Origin of the sequence: Shimia sp. SK013, assembly GCF_001292625.1 — a bacterium.
GTDB lineage: Bacteria > Pseudomonadota > Alphaproteobacteria > Rhodobacterales > Rhodobacteraceae > Shimia.
In genome coordinates this window covers 45,073-61,268 of record NZ_LAJH01000005.1, presented here as the reverse complement: position 1 = coordinate 61,268, position 16,196 = coordinate 45,073, and the positions used below count along the sequence as shown (strand labels likewise).

Sequence of the window (16,196 nt, the reverse complement as noted above, 5' to 3'; positions counted from 1 at the left end):
ATTGGTTAACGCAACCTTACCAGATCCGTGCGCCTTGCGCCGCCGTCCGGTATGTGGTCAAATCTTTTGACCACTTTGCGCGAGACATCTATGCCCTTCCAAAAGGTCCAGCCCGAAAAACTCTCCACCTCAGTTGTGCGCCAGATCGAGTTGTTGATCCTGCGCGGCATTCTGCGGCCTGGCGAACGACTGCCCGCCGAACGGGAGTTGAGCGAGCGCCTTGGCGTGTCCCGCCCCAGTCTCCGTGAGGCGATTTCGGCCCTGCAGGACAAAGGCCTTCTGGCGTCCAAGGCTGGCGCGGGCATCTTTGTGGCCGACGTCTTGGGCAGCGCCTTTTCGGACGCGTTGGTGCAGCTGTTTGCAGCCCACGACGAGGCGGTGTTTGACTACATTTCCTTTCGACGCGACATGGAGGGCCTGGCGGCAGAGCGCGCGGCGACGCGGGCCTCCGATACCGATTTGCGCGTCATTCAGACGGTGTTCTCCAAGATGGAGGCCGCCCACCCCAAACGCAATCCGGCAGATGAGGCGCGGCTGGACGCGGATTTCCACCTTGCCATCATCGAGGCCAGCCACAACGTGATCATGCTCCACATGATGCGCTCGATGTATCAGCTGTTGCGTGAGGGCGTCTTTTACAACCGCACGATCATGTTCCGACAACGCACGAAGCGGCATGAACTGCTGGAACAGCATCGTGCGATCAACACCGCCCTACAGGCGCGCGATCCCGAAGCGGCGCGCGCCGCTGTTGAGGCTCACCTGAACTTTGTTGAAACCGCGCTGTCAGACCACCAGGTGTATTTGCACAACGAGGCGGTGGCCCAACAACGGTTTGAACATGAGACAACGCGCTAGCCCGCGCTTTAGCCGACTTTCATCACGATTTTGCCGATGTGGCCGCTGCTTTCCATGCGCTGATGCGCCTGAACGGCGGTTTCCAACGTGAACTCACTGTCCATCACCGGCGCCACGCGGCCCGCATCCAACAAAGGCCAGACATGTTCCGCAAGGCTTTCCGCTATCCGCGCCTTGGCGAGATCGCTCTGCGGGCGCAATGTGCTGCCGGTGATTGTCAGGCGCCGCATCATCACCTGCGCGAAATTCAAGTCCACCTGAGGGCCTTGCAAAAACGCGATCTGCACAAGGCGCCCGTCATCGGCCAACGCTTTGACGTTGCGCTTGATATAATCACCGCCCACCATGTCGAGGATCAGATCGGCACCGCCTTCGGCGCGCATCACATCCACATAATCCTCAGCGCGGTAGTTGATCGCTTTTTCCGCTCCCAGTTTCTCGCAGGCTGTGCATTTTTCGTCCGATCCGGCTGTCGCAAACACCCGCGCGCCAAGCACATTTGCCAACTGGATCGCAGTTGTGCCAATCCCGCTTGAGCCACCATGCACCAAAAACCGCTCACCGGCCTTTAACCCGCCGCGCTGAAACACGTTGGACCAGACCGTGAAAAAAGTTTCCGGCAAACAGGCCGCTTCGCGCAATCCCATGCCACGCGGCACAGGCAGGCAATGGGCTGCGGGTGTCAGCGCATATTCGGCATAGCCACCACCGGGCAACAGGGCGCAAACCTCATCTCCTACGGCCCACTCCGCGACGCCTTCGCCCACTGCAGCAATGGCGCCGGACGCTTCCAAACCCGGAAGATCCGAGGCATTTGAGGGCGGTGCATAAAGCCCCGCGCGTTGCAGCACGTCGGGGCGGTTGACGCCAGCATATGCGATTTTCAGCAGCACTTCGCCCGGTCCGGGTTGCGGGATGGGGCGGTCGGTAAGCTCAAGCACCTCCGCCGGTCCGGGTTTGGAAATTTCCACGGCGCGCATCATGCTGCTCATCTTGTGTCCTCGGCCAAAGTGATCGTTGCCCGCAGGTGTAGCACCGCGACGCGCGCAAGGAACAGAGACTTTTGGACGAGGCCTGCAACAGGCCGCTGCGTCAGTGGCGCGGCGGAGTCCAGCTGCCGGGCATCCCTTCTGGCGCTTTGGGCGCACGGATACGCTCAAGCATTTCCAACGGCGCCGCCATCATCTTGCCAATCGGGCTGCCTTTAAACTGGGCTTTGGTCTTTTCAAACTGCATCACGTTCTCGATCCGACGATCCAGAAACGCCCATGTTGCGGTGTTGCCTTCGCTGTCATCCCCCAGCCAATACAGAACTGAAGAGCCATAAACCGCGCTCAGCGTGGCGCGTTTGGAATACCAGTTGAAATCCCGCGAGGTGTCGCCGATCGCAGTCCAGATCGCATCGCAAGTCCCCCAGATCAGCTCGGCGCCCTGCGCCGCATGTTGCGGCATAGCAAACAATGTGGAGCCACGACGCACAACTTCCCGATCAAGGCAAATCTCCAACCGTTTGCGCACCGCGAAGGTGATTTTTTCGCGGATTTTCATCGCGTCCAGATCTGCCTCGGCCAACGCTGCGGTCATCTGCGAATCGCCGCGCTTGTGATAAGCCACCGCCAGATCCACCGCGCCGCGTGGGCACAGCGCACGCGCCACAGTTGGGTCGATGCCGGTTTCTGACACTGCCGCCGCAAAGGTGGCTTCGGACCAACCATCAAAGGGCACATGCATCTCTGCGGCCTCAAGCAGGCGGGTTTTCAGATCGTTTTGAGAGGCATCGGACATGGGGTGTTCTCCGGCACAACTTGGCAGGTGATGCTGCAATTGCAGCCATACTAGACAATGTTTGGACCCTTTGCTATACGGCGGCTTCCTGCAATTTCATTGCAACTCAAACTTAGAAAGGTGGTGAAAACCACATGCAGGTTAGTGTTCGTGACAACAATGTCGATCAGGCGCTCCGCGCTCTGAAGAAAAAGCTGCAGCGTGAAGGCGTATTCCGCGAAATGAAGCTCAAGCAACATTTCGAGAAGCCGTCCGAGAAAAAAGCGCGCGAGAAAGCTGAAGCTATCCGTCGTGCCCGTAAATTGGCACGTAAGAAACTCCAGCGCGAAGGTCTGCTCTAAGCACCCTTTGATCCAGCTTTGGACACAAGAAGTTACAACCCCCGAAGCCTCGGTTTCGGGGGTTTGTTTTTTTCAGCGACGGACCGCCGACCGCCTCCCGTATAATTGTGGTCCTTCACGGAAAAACCGATCAAAGAGCCCTTATGACACTTTTGCCTGATAAAACCGTGCTGAACCGCTATTTGCCCACAATCCTTTTTGCGGTCATCGCTGCGGGCGTGGTCGGTGCGTTTTATGGCTACATCATGTCCCAGATCGTGGGACGCGACTTCTCCGCCAAGGTGCTGATGTGGGGCGCAAGCCGCGGCATTTTTGTGGCGCTTGCCGTGCTGACGCTGGAGCTTTTGGTGCATCGCGGCCCCGTACAACGCAGGATGCGGGCGATGGCCTTTGTGCCTGCCTTCGTTCTGCGGTCGATCATCACCTCCACCCACCTCATTGCTGCCCTCGCGCTTAGCCACTGGCTTTACTCTCCGGACTGGGCCGATTTCTGGGCGTGGGTGCAACGTGGCCTGCCGCGCGATTTTTTCTTCGCCGCAGGCACCGCTTTTGTCGTGCAACTGGTTCTGCAAGCGAAACGGCTTGTGGGAGGGCGGACCCTGCGCCACTTCCTGATGGGGCGCTACAATCGCCCTGTCCAAGAAGACCGCATTTTTGTGTTGGCCGATCTGGTGGGGTTCACCGCCATGGCCGACAAGCTGGGCGATCAGCGCAGCCTCGAATTGGTATCGGGATTCTTTCTGGATCTCGACCCGACGATCCACAAATACGGCGCGATGATCCACAACTATGTCGGCGACGAAGTTGTGATGAGCTGGCGCGACCGCGGCAGCGTCAAAAACGGCCGCGCGGTGCGCTGTGTGCGCGACATGATCGCCAAAACCGCCGAAGTGCGCGCAAAGTATCTCGACACATTCGGCGTCGCCCCCACCCTGCGCATCGGCATGGCGGCAGGTCCGGTTGCCGTCGGTGAATGTGGCTGGGAAAAACGCCAGGTGATCTATATCGGCGACACGATCAACACCGCCAAACGGCTTCAGGATGCGTGTAAACCATACGGCGTTTCTGTGATGACCGACGCCGACACCGTCGCGCGCATGAACATGCCCGACGACGTAACGGCAACGGAAATGGGTCGCACGACCCTACGAGGCCGCGAAACAGAGACCCTGATGATGGCGCTTGGCCAAGACGCTGGTCCCTATTCTTTGCCCGCTTTGGGAAACTGAACCCGCCCCCCTGTCAATCCGCGCAGATGCGCTTAGATTGGGCGCAACAACACGCAAACAGGGTACTCACATGACCGATACATACACGCCCCCCAAAGTCTGGACTTGGGACGCTGAAAGTGGCGGCAAATTCGCCAGCATCAACCGCCCCATCGCGGGCCCGACACAAGACAAAGACCTGCCGCGCGGCACGCAACCCTTTCAGCTTTACTCGCTGGCCACGCCCAACGGCGTCAAAGTCACTGTGATGTTCGAAGAACTGCTGGCCGCCGGTCACACCGGCGCGGAATATGACGCTTATCTGATCAACATCGGCGAGGGCGATCAATTTGGCTCGGGCTTTGTCGACGTGAACCCGAATTCCAAAATTCCGGCGCTGATGGATGTGTCCGGCGACAAGGAAGTCCGCGTTTTTGAAAGCGGCGCGATCCTGCTGCATCTTGCCGAGAAATTTGACGCCTTCCTTGGGCCCAAGGAAAACCGCGCCGAAATGATCAGCTGGCTGTTCTGGCAAATGGGCAGTGCGCCTTATCTGGGCGGCGGCTTTGGCCATTTCTACGCCTATGCGCCGGAAAAATGGGAATACCCGATCAACCGCTTTGCGATGGAAACCAAACGCCAACTCGACGTGTTGAACCGCCAACTGGCCGACAACAAATTCATCGCGGGCGACGACTACACCATCGCCGATATTGCGATTTGGTCCTGGTACGGCGCTCTCGCGCTTGGCCGCCTCTATGAAGCTGGCGAATTCCTCGACGTGGAAAGCTATGAGCACGTGCAACGCTGGGCCAAGGAGATCAATGACCGTCCGGCTGTGAAGCGCGGCGTCAAAGTGAACCGCGCTTGGGGTGAACTTGATCAACAGCTGCGCGAACGCCACGCCGCTGAAGATTTTGACACCCGCACTCAGGACAAGCTTGAACCCGAAGAGGGTTAACGCACACGGGGACGCAATCTGCCGCCCTCAAGCGCAAACAACAGGACCGCGGCGCCCAACGAGAGCGCCGCGCCCACCACAGCCACCCCGCCATAGCCGATGATCTCTGCAAAACCCGCAAACAGGCCCGACGCCACCAGCGTGCCGCCAAAATGCGACATGGAGATCAACGAACTGCCAGCGCCCGGCCGATGCTCTACCAATTGCTGAATGTACCCGACCGGCACCGACAGAATAATGCCTGCACCGATACCAAACGGCAGGATAAGCCACCAAGCCGCCGCCATCGACGGCACCACCGCAAGCGCCGCAAAGCTGACGGCATAAATCGCCGCGCCCACGAGAATGATCGCAACGCGGGAAAAGCGTCGCAGCAACAACGCGCCCCCAAGCATGACAGGCAATTCCACCATGGCAACACCGCCAGAGAACCACCCAATATCGCTTTCCTGCCCGCCCAGCCGCGTGACCACCAACAATCCTAGCAAAATATTATAAAGCCCGTTGGCCGAGGTCACCGCGGTGATCAAACCAAGCCGCACCAGTACCGTGGGCGCGATGACCTCTGCCACCGCCTCTCGAAACGTTAGACCAGAGCCTCCGCTATCGCCCATATCCTTTGGCCACATCACGTATACCACGATCAATACCAGCACATTCGCAATCGCCAGCATCCAATAGACTGCCAACAAGTCCACACCCTGCGCCAAAGCCATCGCCCACAACGGCGGCGTTAGGGCGAAGGTGCCTGCGAATCCCGCACGGACCAGCGACAGCCCGACGTCTTTGTCGATCTCCGGATTGCGATCCGCCGCCACCGCCGCCAATGCGAAATACTGCGTAAATGTGGTTGCGGCGATTGGGAACAAAACCATATGCACCACTACAAATGCCGCTGCTGTAGGCCACAGCGCCATCAAAAATCCTGCGACAATTCCGACGCAAATGCAGGCCAGTAAAATCCCTCGATAGCGCTGCGTTTGATCCACAACGATGCCGATCGCAACCGATGCCAGAACACTGAACAGCGCCCCCGCCGTCACGACAAAGGCATAGACCGCATTGCCAAATCCCAATCGCTCGATCGCTATCACCGATTGAAACGGCGCCACCGAGGCGACTGCTGGCCCCATCAAGAGAATACACATGAATGCGACCCTCAATAGCGGGTCGCTTAATGCTCGTATAAATATCAAATCAATGTCCCGGCTCGGGCGCGAAATCAGCGCCGTTCAAGCAAAACACGGGAGGTGAGCCAATGCAACGCATCCCGGTTTGTGCCCACACAGGCCCCCGCGATTTTGCCATTCCCACAAGGTTTCCAACCCGTTAAAGTTGCAGCAAATTCAAACTATAAGTGACCAAATGACCTCTCTCAAAAGCATTCTTGCACTCGGTACCCTGTTGTTCAGCGCGAGTTGCACCTCTGAACCCGCCGCCAACGCCTCCCAATCCGCAGCAGTTTTCTCGATCTCCGCCAATGTGTCGGACGGCCGAAAACTGACCGGCGAAGCCGTCTATCGCAGTGGGCAGTCCGATGTGTTCTGCATGCGCAATGCCACGCTTGCTTGCAGCGGTGAAATTCCTTTTTCGACCCGTCCGGGGGCCGAGATTTCGTTCCCTTTCACCTGTGATAACGGCACCGAAGGCTTTGGGACCATGTACCGCAAAACCGTTGGGCGCGTGATCGTGCCGACCCACGGCAAGGCCGTGTTTGACACCGGCACCAGCGCGCAAATCTCAATTGCGCTGGACAGGCGCACCAAAGGTGAATCCTTTGCAGAGGTTGAAGCTTGCGAGCGGCTCTAGGCCAACATCATCTCCGCCGCTTTCTCACCGATCATAATGCTGGGCGCGTTGGTGTTGCCCGAGGTGATTGCCGGCATGACAGACGCGTCCACCACCCGCAGGCCAGCCAATCCGCGCAACCGCAACTCGCCATCCAAAGGTGCCGCCGCATCGCTGCCCATCCGCACGGTGCCAACGGGGTGAAAGATCGTCGTGCCGATATCGCCCGCTGCACGGGCCAGCTCCGCCTCATCCTGCGCCGTGATGCCTGGCTTCATCTCTTCCGGCTGATACTTTGCCATCGGACCCTGCGCCATAATGGATCGCGCCTGCCGAAGCGCGGCAACTGCCACGGCCCGATCCCCCTCGGTCGCCAGATAATTCGGCGCGATCACGGGCGCGTCCTCTGGGTTCGGGGACACAATCCGCACATGCCCGCGGCTTTCGGGCCGCAGATTGCACACGCTCGCGGTGATGGCGGGAAAATCATGCAGCGGCTGCCCGAACGCCTCCAGCGACAACGGTTGCACGTGATACTCAAGATCCGGCGTCGCCAGATCAGGCCGTGACTTGGTGAACGCCCCCAATTGGCTCGGCGACATCGACATCGGCCCTGTGCGCCGCGCCAGATATTCCATCCCGATCTTGGCTTTGCCCCACAGGCTTGCCGACATAGTGTTCAGCGTCTTGGCATCTTGCAATTTCCACGCACAACGCAGTTGCAAATGATCCTGCAAGTTGGCTCCGATCCCGGGCATCTCATGCTGTACCGCGACGCCATGCTGCCGCAACACCTCGCCCGGCCCGACCCCGGACAACTGCAAAATCTGCGGCGAATTCACCGCGCCCGCAGACAGCACGACTTCGCCCCCGCAACGCGCCTGCTTCAGCACGCCGTTCTGACGATACTCTACACCAACAACGCGCCCGGCTTCGATCAGAAGTCGCGTGGTATGCGCCTGGGTTTCAACCTTCAACCGCTGCTTGGCAGGGCGCAAAAACGCCTTTGCCGTGTTCCAACGCCAGCCGTTCTTCTGGTTCACTTTGAAATAGCCGACGCCCTCGTTGTCGCCGGTGTTAAAATCATCCGTACGTGGCACGCCCGCCGCTTCTGCCGCCGCCATCCAGTCGTCCAGCACATCCCAATGCAGGCGCTGATCATTCACGTGCCATTCGCCGCCCACGCCATGCATCTCGCTTGGCCCGTCCATGTAATCTTCGGACTTTTTGAAAAGCGGCAGCACATCATCCCAGCCCCATCCGGGCAGACCCATTTGCCGCCATCCGTCATAATCCGCCGCCTGCCCCCGCAGATACAGCATGCCGTTGATCGACGAGCAGCCCCCCAAAACCTTGCCACGCGGATAGATCAGTTGCCGCCCGTTCAGCCCCGCATCCGGCGCCGTTTTATACATCCAGTCGGTGCGCGGATTGCCGATGCAATACAGATAGCCCATCGGGATGTGGATCCAATGATAGGTGTCGCGCCCGCCTGCCTCCAACAGCAAGACCTTGCGCCCACCTTCCGCCAGCCGCGCCGCAACAACACAGCCCGCACTGCCCGCGCCCACTACAATGTGGTCCCAATCCATTGTGCTTCCCCCTACACGCTCTACCGCGCTTTTTCTTTTCTTCGCTCTTGCCTCACACTGGCAAGGCCGTCGTCTTAAACACAGTGCGCAGCGCAAAACTCGATTGCATCTGTGCCACACCAGGCAGCCGCGCCAGATGTTGGCGGTGAATACGCGCAAAATCATCCGTATTTTCGGCCACAACTTTCAGGATGTAATCCGCCGTGCCTGCCATCAGATGGCACTCCAGCACATCCGGAATGCGTGCCACAGCCTTCTCAAAGGCCTCCAGCACTTCATCCGCCTGCCCAGACAAAGTGATCTCCACAAATACCGTGGTTGGTACATCCATTTTGCGCGGATCCAGCAACGCAACATAATCGCGAATGTAGCCATCTGCCTCCAACCGATGCACCCGCCGATGACACGCAGACGCCGACAGGTTCACCCGCTCAGATAGCTCCGCATTGGAAATCCGACCCTGCTTTTGCAGCACCGCCAGAATCCGACGATCCGTTTGATCAATGGACATAGTGTGGTGACTCCTTGCGCCTCTGTCTCTCATATTCGAAGAATCTTCGAAAGCCAAGTTCCCAAACTGCCTAAAAATCAAGCACATCCCAAGCGCGCGTTCCTACCTTTTACTCAGAGTCACACTAGGAGAGCGACATGAAGATCGGCTGCCCCACAGAAATCAAACCTCAAGAATTCCGCGTTGGTATGACCCCCGACGCCGCACGCGAAGCCGTGGCACACGGGCATGATGTGCTCATACAATCTGGCGCTGGCAACGGGGCTGGTTTTACCGATGAAGACTACGCCGCCGCCGGTGCAACCATCATCGGCACCGCCGCCGAAGTCTTTGCGCAGGCCGACATGATCGTGAAGGTCAAAGAGCCCCAAGCCGGTGAGCGCAAAATGCTGCGCGAGGGCCAGCTGCTCTTTACCTATCTGCACCTCGCTCCCGACCCTGAACAGACCAAAGACCTATTGGCGTCCGGCTGCACCGCGATTGCTTATGAAACCGTGACCGACGACCGCGGCGGCCTGCCCCTGCTGGCGCCGATGTCCGAAGTCGCCGGACGCCTTGCGCCACAAGTTGGCGCCTGGACCTTGCAAAAGGCCAACGGCGGTCGCGGCGTTCTAATGGGCGGCGTACCGGGTGTGGCCCCAGCCAAAGTTGTGGTGATCGGCGGCGGGGTTGTTGGCACCCACGCGGCAAAAATCGCCGCGGGCATGGGCGCGGATGTAACCGTTCTGGACCGTTCCCTGCCCCGTCTGCGCTATTTGGATGACGTCTTTGCTGGCACCTTCAAAAACCAGTACTCCACCGCTGGCGCCACCGCTGAACTGGTCCGCGTGGCCGACTTGGTGATTGGCGCTGTGCTGATCCCCGGTGCTGCGGCGCCCAAACTTATCACCCGCGCGCAATTGTCCGAAATGAAGCCCGGCGCCGCGCTGGTGGACGTGGCGATTGACCAAGGCGGCTGCTTTGAAACCTCCCGCGCGACCACCCACGCCGACCCGATCTACGAGGTCGACGGCATCATGCACTACTGCGTCGCCAACATGCCCGGCGCGGTCGCACGGACGTCGACACAGGCGCTTGGCAACGCCACGCTGCCCTTCCTGCTGAACCTCGCCAACAAAGGTTGGAAACAAGCCTGCGAAGACGATCCACACCTTCTGAACGGTCTGAACGTTCATGCGGGTCAGCTGACGTATTATGCGGTGGGCAAAGCTCTCGGCATCGACGTGATCTCGCCATCTCTGGCGCTCAAAAGCTGACGTCCTCTATCTCCTAGACACCAAGGCGCTCCGATCAGGGGCGCCTTTTTTGTTGGCTTAAACCAGCCTGCAATCACACGCTCTGAAACGACTTTACCAAGGCGTTTTCCAACGCCATGAGGCACCAAAAACTGCCATTTCTCACAAAGCCTTCTCCTTGGCCCTTGACGCCTCAAAGCCGCCATTCAGCCCCCCTCACCAAGCCAACCCCTCTAGATCGAAGCCCCTCTAACACTCTGAATGCATGTATGATTTATCCACACCACCCGCGTCAGTTGTCATAAAACCGATTTTGCGCCAGACTTTGGGGCATACCAAAATCACTTTTCAAGCCACCAATAGGGAGATTTGCCATGTGCAATATTCAAATCCTTAAGGTCACCGGGCTGTCCCCTGATGACAATGGCGTTCCACAAAGAATTTCCGTGATTGGAACCGTCTCAGACTGCGAAGAGAACCAAGATACCGGACAAAGTGTCGAGGTGACGTTGCAGTGTGCCAACGAAAGCCATACGACCACTACATCCGAAATCAGCGGCGGACTTTGGTACGTCAGTTTTCTCTCGAATTGCCGATGTGGCAGCGCAGTTACCGTCACAGCGCACTGCCTTGCCGACCCAACCTGCGGCGACGAAGTCACCGTTGCTGCGTTGGAGTGCACCCGCTGTCCGATTGTGAATGTCGAAGGCGACAGCGGTGAAATTCCGAATTACGACATCGTATGTCTCAACGAGACGACCGCCCGTCTGTCTTTCAAGATAGAGGTCAAGAACCCCACCGGTTCAACCGTCTGTCTGGATTACATCTGGGGTCCGGCCGCCACCAATGTGAACATCCAGAATTTCTGCTACCCTTCTCCGAACAACCTTCCGGACGAACCGGTCTCCGCCGACTTTCCGGCCAGTCCGCCATTCGGACACCAGCCGGAACTTGTGATCTGGACAAAGGACGAAAACGGCGAGTTTTTTGGATGCCCGCCGATTATTGTCGTCCTGCCCTTCATTCCACCGTGCGCGGAGTGTCTCACCACTTTCGACCTGAACGTAGACGTTGCAAATTGCTCCGCCGCCTTCAGCGGAGACGACCACCCCGAGGATTGCGTCTTTCACTGGAGTTTTGGCGATGGCAACAGCGCCGTGACACCGACGTTGACCACCTCGCACACCTATGCCGCCAATTCTCCTGTGCTGCCTGACGGCACGGTCGAACCCTACCAGGTCAGCGTCGTGATGGTTTGCGAAAGCAACGATTGCGTGCCCTCTGCCGGCGTATCGGTCCTGATCGAGAATTGCAGTGTTTGCCCCACATCGGAGTTGAAAGTCACGTACTCCGAGTGCAAGGAAAACCAGCGTCAAGCCACCTACTCGGTGACATCCTCCGGTGGCACACCGACAAATTTCAGCTGGCAGATCAACGGCGCACCTGTGCCCGGCAATGCCAATTCTCTCACTCGCGATGAAACCATAGGCGACAGCACAAGCGTGTCGGTAACAGTGGTCGGGCCGGGCCCCTGCACGCAGACTTTGGATCAGGACTTTGTCACCCCCGACTGCAGCAGCTCCTGTTGTCCAATCTGGCTGGTGCCGCTTGCGATGGCCATCGCAGCAAGCATGGTCACGCTGTATCTGGCCCTTTTGATTTGCAAATCCCTGCAAGTTGACTGGCTGTGGATTACCGCGCTTGCCATCGTTGCCTTCGCGTTCCTGACCTGTCTGCTGGTCGGCTGGATTTTCGATTGCCCGCGTCGCAAGTTTGACAAATGCTTCTGGCTGCTCTCCGCATGGATGGCGAGTTTGACCAGTTTCTTCACAGCACTCTACTTCGGCGTTGGGAAATGGCCCTTGCAGTTCCCACCCTTCAGTTGGATGTGCAGCGCCACAGAATGCATCGGCTGCTGCAGCGGAAAATGGTGGTGGTGGTTTGTTATTCTCGGGTTCCTCATCGCCTTTCTGGCCGCCTTCATCTCTTGGATCAAAAACTGCAAACCCGGGAAATGTTTCGCTGTCAGCATGCTAGCGTTGGTCCTGACAACACTGACCGTGACACTTTTCTCTTATGCGCCACTAATCCCGGTGATCAAGATCTGTGTCTGGGCCGCGATACCTTGGATTGTCGCACTGATCTCGGCCGTGTTGGCCGGAATGTCTGCGCAGTGTAACGCCTGAGGCAGCACCGCAGTTACCGGGCGGGAAATTCGCCCGGTAACGCATACTTTCGCAAACAGCTGCCGCGACGCGTTGATGCAGGTCGCACCCCCTACGCGACACGCACCGCACCGCTCGGTCGGGTAACCCGCGCCCGTGCCAAATTCGCACCGCCGCAATACCGACGTAATGCCGACGCGATACAGCTCCCTGATTTGTGATCAAAAACAGGGTCAATAACAAAATAGGCGGCACCGTTTTACCGCTGCCGCCTGTTCCAATTGCCCCGCTGCAAGCGGCACGTTTACGCCTCGCGTTTGATCTCCACCGTATGCGGGTAAGGTATCGAAATCCCACCCGCGTCAAAGGCTTCCTTGACCGCTTGGGTAAAGCCGAATTTCAGCTCCCAAAAATCGTCTGCCTGACACCAGATCCGCGCTGTAATGTCGACCGAACTGTCGCCCAGATTGGTTACGCGCGCCCAAGCCTCAGGGTCTTTTAGAACCCGATCGTCTTTGTTTGCACAGGCCAGAATAATCTCGCGTGCTGTCTCGATGTCATCGCCATAGTCGATGCCAAAGACCACATCCACACGCCGTGTGTCGTGCGCGGAAAAGTTGGTGATGACCGCGCCCCAAGCTTGACCGTTTGGCACAATGATCTGCACATTGTCCGGCGTTTTCAACTCGGTCACAAACAGGTTCAAGTCCACCACGGTGCCCGCTGTACCGCCGATGTCCACATATTGACCCAGCTTATAAGGCCGGAACAGGATCAGCATAAACCCAGCCGCCAGATCGCTCAGTGTGCCTTGCAGCGCCAGGCCAATGGCCAGCGTTGCCGCGCCCATCATCGCCACAAGCGAGGTCGCTTCGATGCCAAAGATGCCCAGAATGGCAACCAGCACCATCAGCAGGATCACCCAGCGCACTACGCTGGCAGCAAAGTTGCCCAACGTATTGTCGATCTCGGGCGACGCATTCACCCGCTTGCGCACCACAGAACTCACCCAACCGGCTACAATCCAGCCGATCACCAGCACCACCAGTGCCTTGGCTGCTGCCATCACCAGCGGGCCAAAGCTCGCAACTTGTTCCATAACTGTCTCCACCTGTCATTCTCCGTAGGCAAACCATCACATTTGCCGCCCCTAAAACGAAACATGGCGGCCGGGCGCAAGCCCCAACCGCCATGGTCTGACGAAAACCGCCTTATTTGCTCACCGCGTCCCGGATCTCAAGCAGCACATCCAGCTCGCTCGGTCCTGCGGGTGCCTCCTCGGCCGGCGCCTCTTCTTCGGCTTTGGCAGCCGCTTCTTTGACCTTGTTCACATAGCGCACCAGCATGAACACCACGAATGCGATGATCAGGAAGTTGATGATCGCCATCACAAAAGAACCCCAGGCAAACACCGCGGCGCCTGCTTCACGTGCGGCCTCAAGGCTGGCGCCTTCGGCCACCTCACCGGCGAGAACCACATACATGTTGGTGAAATCCACACCGCCCATGAACAGACCCACAAACGGGTTGATCAAATCGCCCACCATCGATTTCACAATCGCGGTGAACGCTGCGCCGATGATGATCCCAACGGCCATATCCATCACATTGCCCTTGGCAATGAAATCCTTGAATTCTTGCATCATTGTCTTCGTTTCCTTCCCTGTATGCGCGCTTATTGCTTTTGCTTGGCTGCGCGCGCGAACATTAACATGTTCGGATTCGCACGGATAGCCATGTGGTTTTAGGGGAAAAAGCCCTTATCTTCCCCATACACGCGACAGGAGAAGACATGACCAACGTCACCAACCACCCGATCAACACCCGCTGGCCCGCCGACACCCCCGATGCGATCCAGCTTTATTCCTTTCCCACACCCAACGGCGTGAAAGCGTCCATTGCCCTTGAAGAGCTTGGCCTGCCTTACGAGGCGCATCTGGTGACATTGTCAGATGCCGACGTGAAAAGCCCCGAGTTTCTCGCGCTGAATCCCAACAACAAGATCCCTGCGATCATCGACCCAAACGGACCGGACGGCGAGATGGTGACGCTTTTTGAAAGCGGCGCGATCCTGATTTATCTGGCAGAGAAAGCCGGCAAACTGCTGGGCAACTCAGCCGCTGAAAAGGCGCAGATCATCCAATGGCTGATGTTCCAGATGGGCGGCGTTGGCCCGATGTTTGGCCAGATGGGTTTTTTCGTGAAGTTCGCGGGATCCGAGATCGAAGACCCCCGCCCGCGCGAGCGCTATGTTAACGAGGCCAAGCGCCTGCTCGGCGTGATGGAGAAACAGCTAGAAGGTCAGGACTGGATCGCAGGCGACTTCTCTATTGCCGACATCGCGCTCGCCCCTTGGATCGGGGCGCTGGATTTCTACGGCGCGAAACCCTTGGTGGGTTTTGACGATTTCCCCAATGTGGCGGCATACGTCGACCGCTTTATGGCGCGCCCTGCGGTTCAAAAAGGCCGCAACATCCCACCGCGCCCTTAACCCGAGACGTGAGAAAAGGGGGCTGTCTGCCCCCATACTTGCGCAAGCACAAGCCACCCCCGAAGGTATTTTTAGAACAAAAAAAGCCTAGGGCAGTTGCGCCGTCAAAACATAGCGCAGCATCTCGGCCACGGCCTTTGGCTCATCCGTGACGGCCAACGCAGCCGCGTGTACTTCTTTCAGGGCGTGCTGATGCTCCGGCTGGCTGACCACGATGATGCTTTTGCCAAGCGCGCTGGCATAGCCCGCGTCAAACGCCGCATTCCACTGTTTGTATTTCTCGCCAAAGCGCACCACGACCACGTCCGCCATCTCGACCCCGCGCCGCGTGCGGATCGCATTCAGCTTGGCGCCTTTGTGGTCGTGCCAGAATTTGTTGTCCTCAGCGCCCATGATCGCCACGCCGCAATCGTCGCTTGCCGCGTGATCTGTCACCGGACTGTCAAACACCACATCCAGCCCTTCGCAGGCTACAATGATTTGCTCGCGCCAGTCGGTGTGAATCTCGCCACTCAAATAAACACTCAGGGTCATGAAAACTCTCCTTTTGGATTTGAAGAGGTGATAGCGCCTTGTGGGGCCCGCGCCAATCGCGAACCGACCTGAAGCAGTTTCAGAGTTTGCGCGCCACGATGTAACGGCTTGGTGGTCGCACCGGATAATTGCCGGTTTCCACGATCTCAAACCCCGCGTTAGAGATCATATTTTCAAGCTCACTTACGCCCAGAAAACGCACAAACGGCGCTTTGCCAATCCACTGCAACAAAGGAATCGCCAGCTTCATCAGGCCAAATTTCACACCCAAACCAGGCTCCGCGATACAAGGCGTCTTGGAAATGAACAGCCCGCCGGATTTCACACGCCACGCGATGTCGGCCAGATCCGCGTCCAGATCATCCACCAAATGCAAAAGGTTGTGTGCCAGCACCACATCAAACGGGCCCTCCGGCGCAGTGGACGCCGCCGCGTTGGCAAAGCTGATGTTGCTGACGCCGGCCTCAATCGCGCGTTCGCGCCCGATGTCCAGCATCTCGCCGGATATGTCGGTCGCCGTGATGTGTTTCACCCCGTCCGCCAGCGTGATTGCCGTGCTGCCCGTGCCTGCGCCAAGCTCAAGGGCGTGGTCGCTGTCTTTCAAATAGCTGCGCGTGCGCCCCAGCGTGTATTCATACGCTGGCACATCATCGATCGGCCGTTCGGCATAGCCACGCGCCTGTTTGTCCCAAAAATTCGCTGCACTCGTCATAACTCTCTCCTTCGT

At 58.3% G+C, this 16,196-nt stretch carries 17 protein-coding genes; 8 read left to right on the top strand and 9 right to left on the bottom strand.

Annotated elements, in window-relative coordinates:
- Positions 1-90 precede the first annotated feature (90 nt).
- Positions 91-858 carry a FadR/GntR family transcriptional regulator gene (locus tag SHIM_RS00595; RefSeq protein ID WP_054000847.1) on the top strand — a complete coding sequence of 256 codons (768 nt, stop codon included), beginning with the start codon at positions 91-93 and terminating at the stop codon, positions 856-858.
- A gap of 8 nt (positions 859-866) precedes the next feature.
- On the opposite strand, the gene SHIM_RS00590 is transcribed toward SHIM_RS00595, so the two are convergent.
- On the bottom strand, positions 867-1,850 hold the full coding sequence (locus tag SHIM_RS00590) for an NAD(P)H-quinone oxidoreductase (protein WP_054000684.1): 984 nt from the start codon (positions 1,848-1,850) through the stop codon (positions 867-869).
- A 100-nt stretch (positions 1,851-1,950) separates the two neighbouring features.
- Entirely contained in the window at positions 1,951-2,643 is a 693-nt protein-coding gene (locus SHIM_RS00585; RefSeq protein ID WP_054000683.1) for a COQ9 family protein, read from the bottom strand.
- Between the two features lie 134 nt (positions 2,644-2,777).
- Between SHIM_RS00585 and rpsU the strand changes: the two genes are divergently transcribed.
- From rpsU to yghU, 3 genes are all read left to right on the top strand, one after another.
- Positions 2,778-2,984, top strand: coding sequence for a 30S ribosomal protein S21 (rpsU, locus tag SHIM_RS00580; RefSeq protein ID WP_024088814.1), 207 nt, complete (start codon positions 2,778-2,780; stop codon positions 2,982-2,984).
- A gap of 143 nt (positions 2,985-3,127) precedes the next feature.
- Positions 3,128-4,213 (top strand): adenylate/guanylate cyclase domain-containing protein, encoded by a 1,086-nt coding sequence (locus SHIM_RS00575; RefSeq protein ID WP_054000682.1) that lies wholly within the window; start codon positions 3,128-3,130, stop codon positions 4,211-4,213.
- A 70-nt stretch (positions 4,214-4,283) separates the two neighbouring features.
- Complete coding sequence (gene yghU, locus SHIM_RS00570; protein WP_054000681.1) at positions 4,284-5,153, top strand: glutathione-dependent disulfide-bond oxidoreductase; 870 nt, start codon at positions 4,284-4,286, stop codon at positions 5,151-5,153.
- Here the strand turns inward: yghU and SHIM_RS00565 are convergent.
- Positions 5,150-6,301 carry an MFS transporter gene (locus tag SHIM_RS00565; protein ID WP_152926355.1) on the bottom strand — a complete coding sequence of 384 codons (1,152 nt, stop codon included), beginning with the start codon at positions 6,299-6,301 and terminating at the stop codon, positions 5,150-5,152. The two genes, yghU and SHIM_RS00565, sit on opposite strands and share 4 nt — an antisense overlap.
- Positions 6,302-6,518: 217 nt before the next feature.
- Between SHIM_RS00565 and SHIM_RS00560 the strand changes: the two genes are divergently transcribed.
- Complete coding sequence (locus SHIM_RS00560; protein ID WP_054000679.1) at positions 6,519-6,962, top strand: hypothetical protein; 444 nt, start codon at positions 6,519-6,521, stop codon at positions 6,960-6,962.
- On the opposite strand, the gene SHIM_RS00555 is transcribed toward SHIM_RS00560, so the two are convergent.
- Together SHIM_RS00555 and SHIM_RS00550 are read right to left on the bottom strand one after the other, a co-directional pair.
- Positions 6,959-8,533, bottom strand: a complete 1,575-nt coding sequence (locus tag SHIM_RS00555) for a GMC family oxidoreductase (RefSeq protein WP_054000678.1) — start codon at positions 8,531-8,533, stop codon at positions 6,959-6,961. The two genes, SHIM_RS00560 and SHIM_RS00555, sit on opposite strands and share 4 nt — an antisense overlap.
- A 52-nt stretch (positions 8,534-8,585) precedes the next feature.
- Positions 8,586-9,044: an Lrp/AsnC family transcriptional regulator gene (locus SHIM_RS00550; RefSeq protein WP_054000677.1), complete on the bottom strand. Its 459-nt coding sequence runs from the start codon at positions 9,042-9,044 to the stop codon at positions 8,586-8,588.
- Positions 9,045-9,181: 137 nt separating this feature from the next.
- Here SHIM_RS00550 and ald point away from each other — a divergent pair, with 137 nt between their 5' ends.
- On the top strand, positions 9,182-10,300 hold the full coding sequence (gene ald, locus SHIM_RS00545) for an alanine dehydrogenase (RefSeq protein ID WP_054000676.1): 1,119 nt from the start codon (positions 9,182-9,184) through the stop codon (positions 10,298-10,300).
- Positions 10,301-10,653: 353 nt separating this feature from the next.
- Complete coding sequence (locus tag SHIM_RS00540; protein ID WP_054000675.1) at positions 10,654-12,465, top strand: sulfite exporter TauE/SafE family protein; 1,812 nt, start codon at positions 10,654-10,656, stop codon at positions 12,463-12,465.
- Positions 12,466-12,748: 283 nt separating this feature from the next.
- On the opposite strand, the gene SHIM_RS00535 is transcribed toward SHIM_RS00540, so the two are convergent.
- The gene (locus SHIM_RS00535; protein ID WP_446740591.1) at positions 12,749-13,543 is read right to left on the bottom strand and encodes a mechanosensitive ion channel family protein; all 795 of its coding nucleotides are present in this window, start codon (positions 13,541-13,543) and stop codon (positions 12,749-12,751) included.
- A 112-nt stretch (positions 13,544-13,655) separates the two neighbouring features.
- Positions 13,656-14,090: a large conductance mechanosensitive channel protein MscL gene (gene mscL, locus SHIM_RS00530; RefSeq protein ID WP_054000673.1), complete on the bottom strand. Its 435-nt coding sequence runs from the start codon at positions 14,088-14,090 to the stop codon at positions 13,656-13,658.
- Positions 14,091-14,236: 146 nt separating this feature from the next.
- Here mscL and SHIM_RS00525 point away from each other — a divergent pair, with 146 nt between their 5' ends.
- Positions 14,237-14,935: a glutathione S-transferase family protein gene (locus SHIM_RS00525; protein ID WP_054000672.1), complete on the top strand. Its 699-nt coding sequence runs from the start codon at positions 14,237-14,239 to the stop codon at positions 14,933-14,935.
- 87 nt (positions 14,936-15,022) lie between these two features.
- Here SHIM_RS00525 and SHIM_RS00520 read toward each other — a convergent pair whose 3' ends face one another.
- Entirely contained in the window at positions 15,023-15,469 is a 447-nt protein-coding gene (locus SHIM_RS00520) for a YtoQ family protein (protein WP_054000671.1), read from the bottom strand.
- A 79-nt stretch (positions 15,470-15,548) separates the two neighbouring features.
- On the bottom strand, positions 15,549-16,181 hold the full coding sequence (locus SHIM_RS00515) for a class I SAM-dependent methyltransferase (RefSeq protein ID WP_054000670.1): 633 nt from the start codon (positions 16,179-16,181) through the stop codon (positions 15,549-15,551).
- Positions 16,182-16,196: the final 15 nt, after the last annotated feature.

Bases quoted from the DNA above. Each gene is read 5' to 3' on its own strand.
- SHIM_RS00555 (WP_054000678.1), bottom strand. From the start codon at position 8,533: ATGGATTGGGACCACATTGTAGTGGGCGCGGGCAGTGCGGGCTGTGTT.
- yghU (WP_054000681.1), top strand. From the start codon at position 4,284: ATGACCGATACATACACGCCCCCCAAAGTCTGGACTTGGGACGCTGAA.
- SHIM_RS00590 (WP_054000684.1), bottom strand. From the start codon at position 1,850: ATGAGCAGCATGATGCGCGCCGTGGAAATTTCCAAACCCGGACCGGCG.
- ald (WP_054000676.1), top strand. From the start codon at position 9,182: ATGAAGATCGGCTGCCCCACAGAAATCAAACCTCAAGAATTCCGCGTT.
- SHIM_RS00560 (WP_054000679.1), top strand. From the start codon at position 6,519: ATGACCTCTCTCAAAAGCATTCTTGCACTCGGTACCCTGTTGTTCAGC.
- mscL (WP_054000673.1), bottom strand. From the start codon at position 14,090: ATGATGCAAGAATTCAAGGATTTCATTGCCAAGGGCAATGTGATGGAT.
- SHIM_RS00550 (WP_054000677.1), bottom strand. From the start codon at position 9,044: ATGTCCATTGATCAAACGGATCGTCGGATTCTGGCGGTGCTGCAAAAG.
- SHIM_RS00595 (WP_054000847.1), top strand. From the start codon at position 91: ATGCCCTTCCAAAAGGTCCAGCCCGAAAAACTCTCCACCTCAGTTGTG.
- SHIM_RS00575 (WP_054000682.1), top strand. From the start codon at position 3,128: ATGACACTTTTGCCTGATAAAACCGTGCTGAACCGCTATTTGCCCACA.
- SHIM_RS00525 (WP_054000672.1), top strand. From the start codon at position 14,237: ATGACCAACGTCACCAACCACCCGATCAACACCCGCTGGCCCGCCGAC.
- rpsU (WP_024088814.1), top strand. From the start codon at position 2,778: ATGCAGGTTAGTGTTCGTGACAACAATGTCGATCAGGCGCTCCGCGCT.
- SHIM_RS00565 (WP_152926355.1), bottom strand. From the start codon at position 6,301: ATGTGTATTCTCTTGATGGGGCCAGCAGTCGCCTCGGTGGCGCCGTTT.
- SHIM_RS00515 (WP_054000670.1), bottom strand. From the start codon at position 16,181: ATGACGAGTGCAGCGAATTTTTGGGACAAACAGGCGCGTGGCTATGCC.
- SHIM_RS00520 (WP_054000671.1), bottom strand. From the start codon at position 15,469: ATGACCCTGAGTGTTTATTTGAGTGGCGAGATTCACACCGACTGGCGC.
- SHIM_RS00540 (WP_054000675.1), top strand. From the start codon at position 10,654: ATGTGCAATATTCAAATCCTTAAGGTCACCGGGCTGTCCCCTGATGAC.
- SHIM_RS00535 (WP_446740591.1), bottom strand. From the start codon at position 13,543: ATGGAACAAGTTGCGAGCTTTGGCCCGCTGGTGATGGCAGCAGCCAAG.
- SHIM_RS00585 (WP_054000683.1), bottom strand. From the start codon at position 2,643: ATGTCCGATGCCTCTCAAAACGATCTGAAAACCCGCCTGCTTGAGGCC.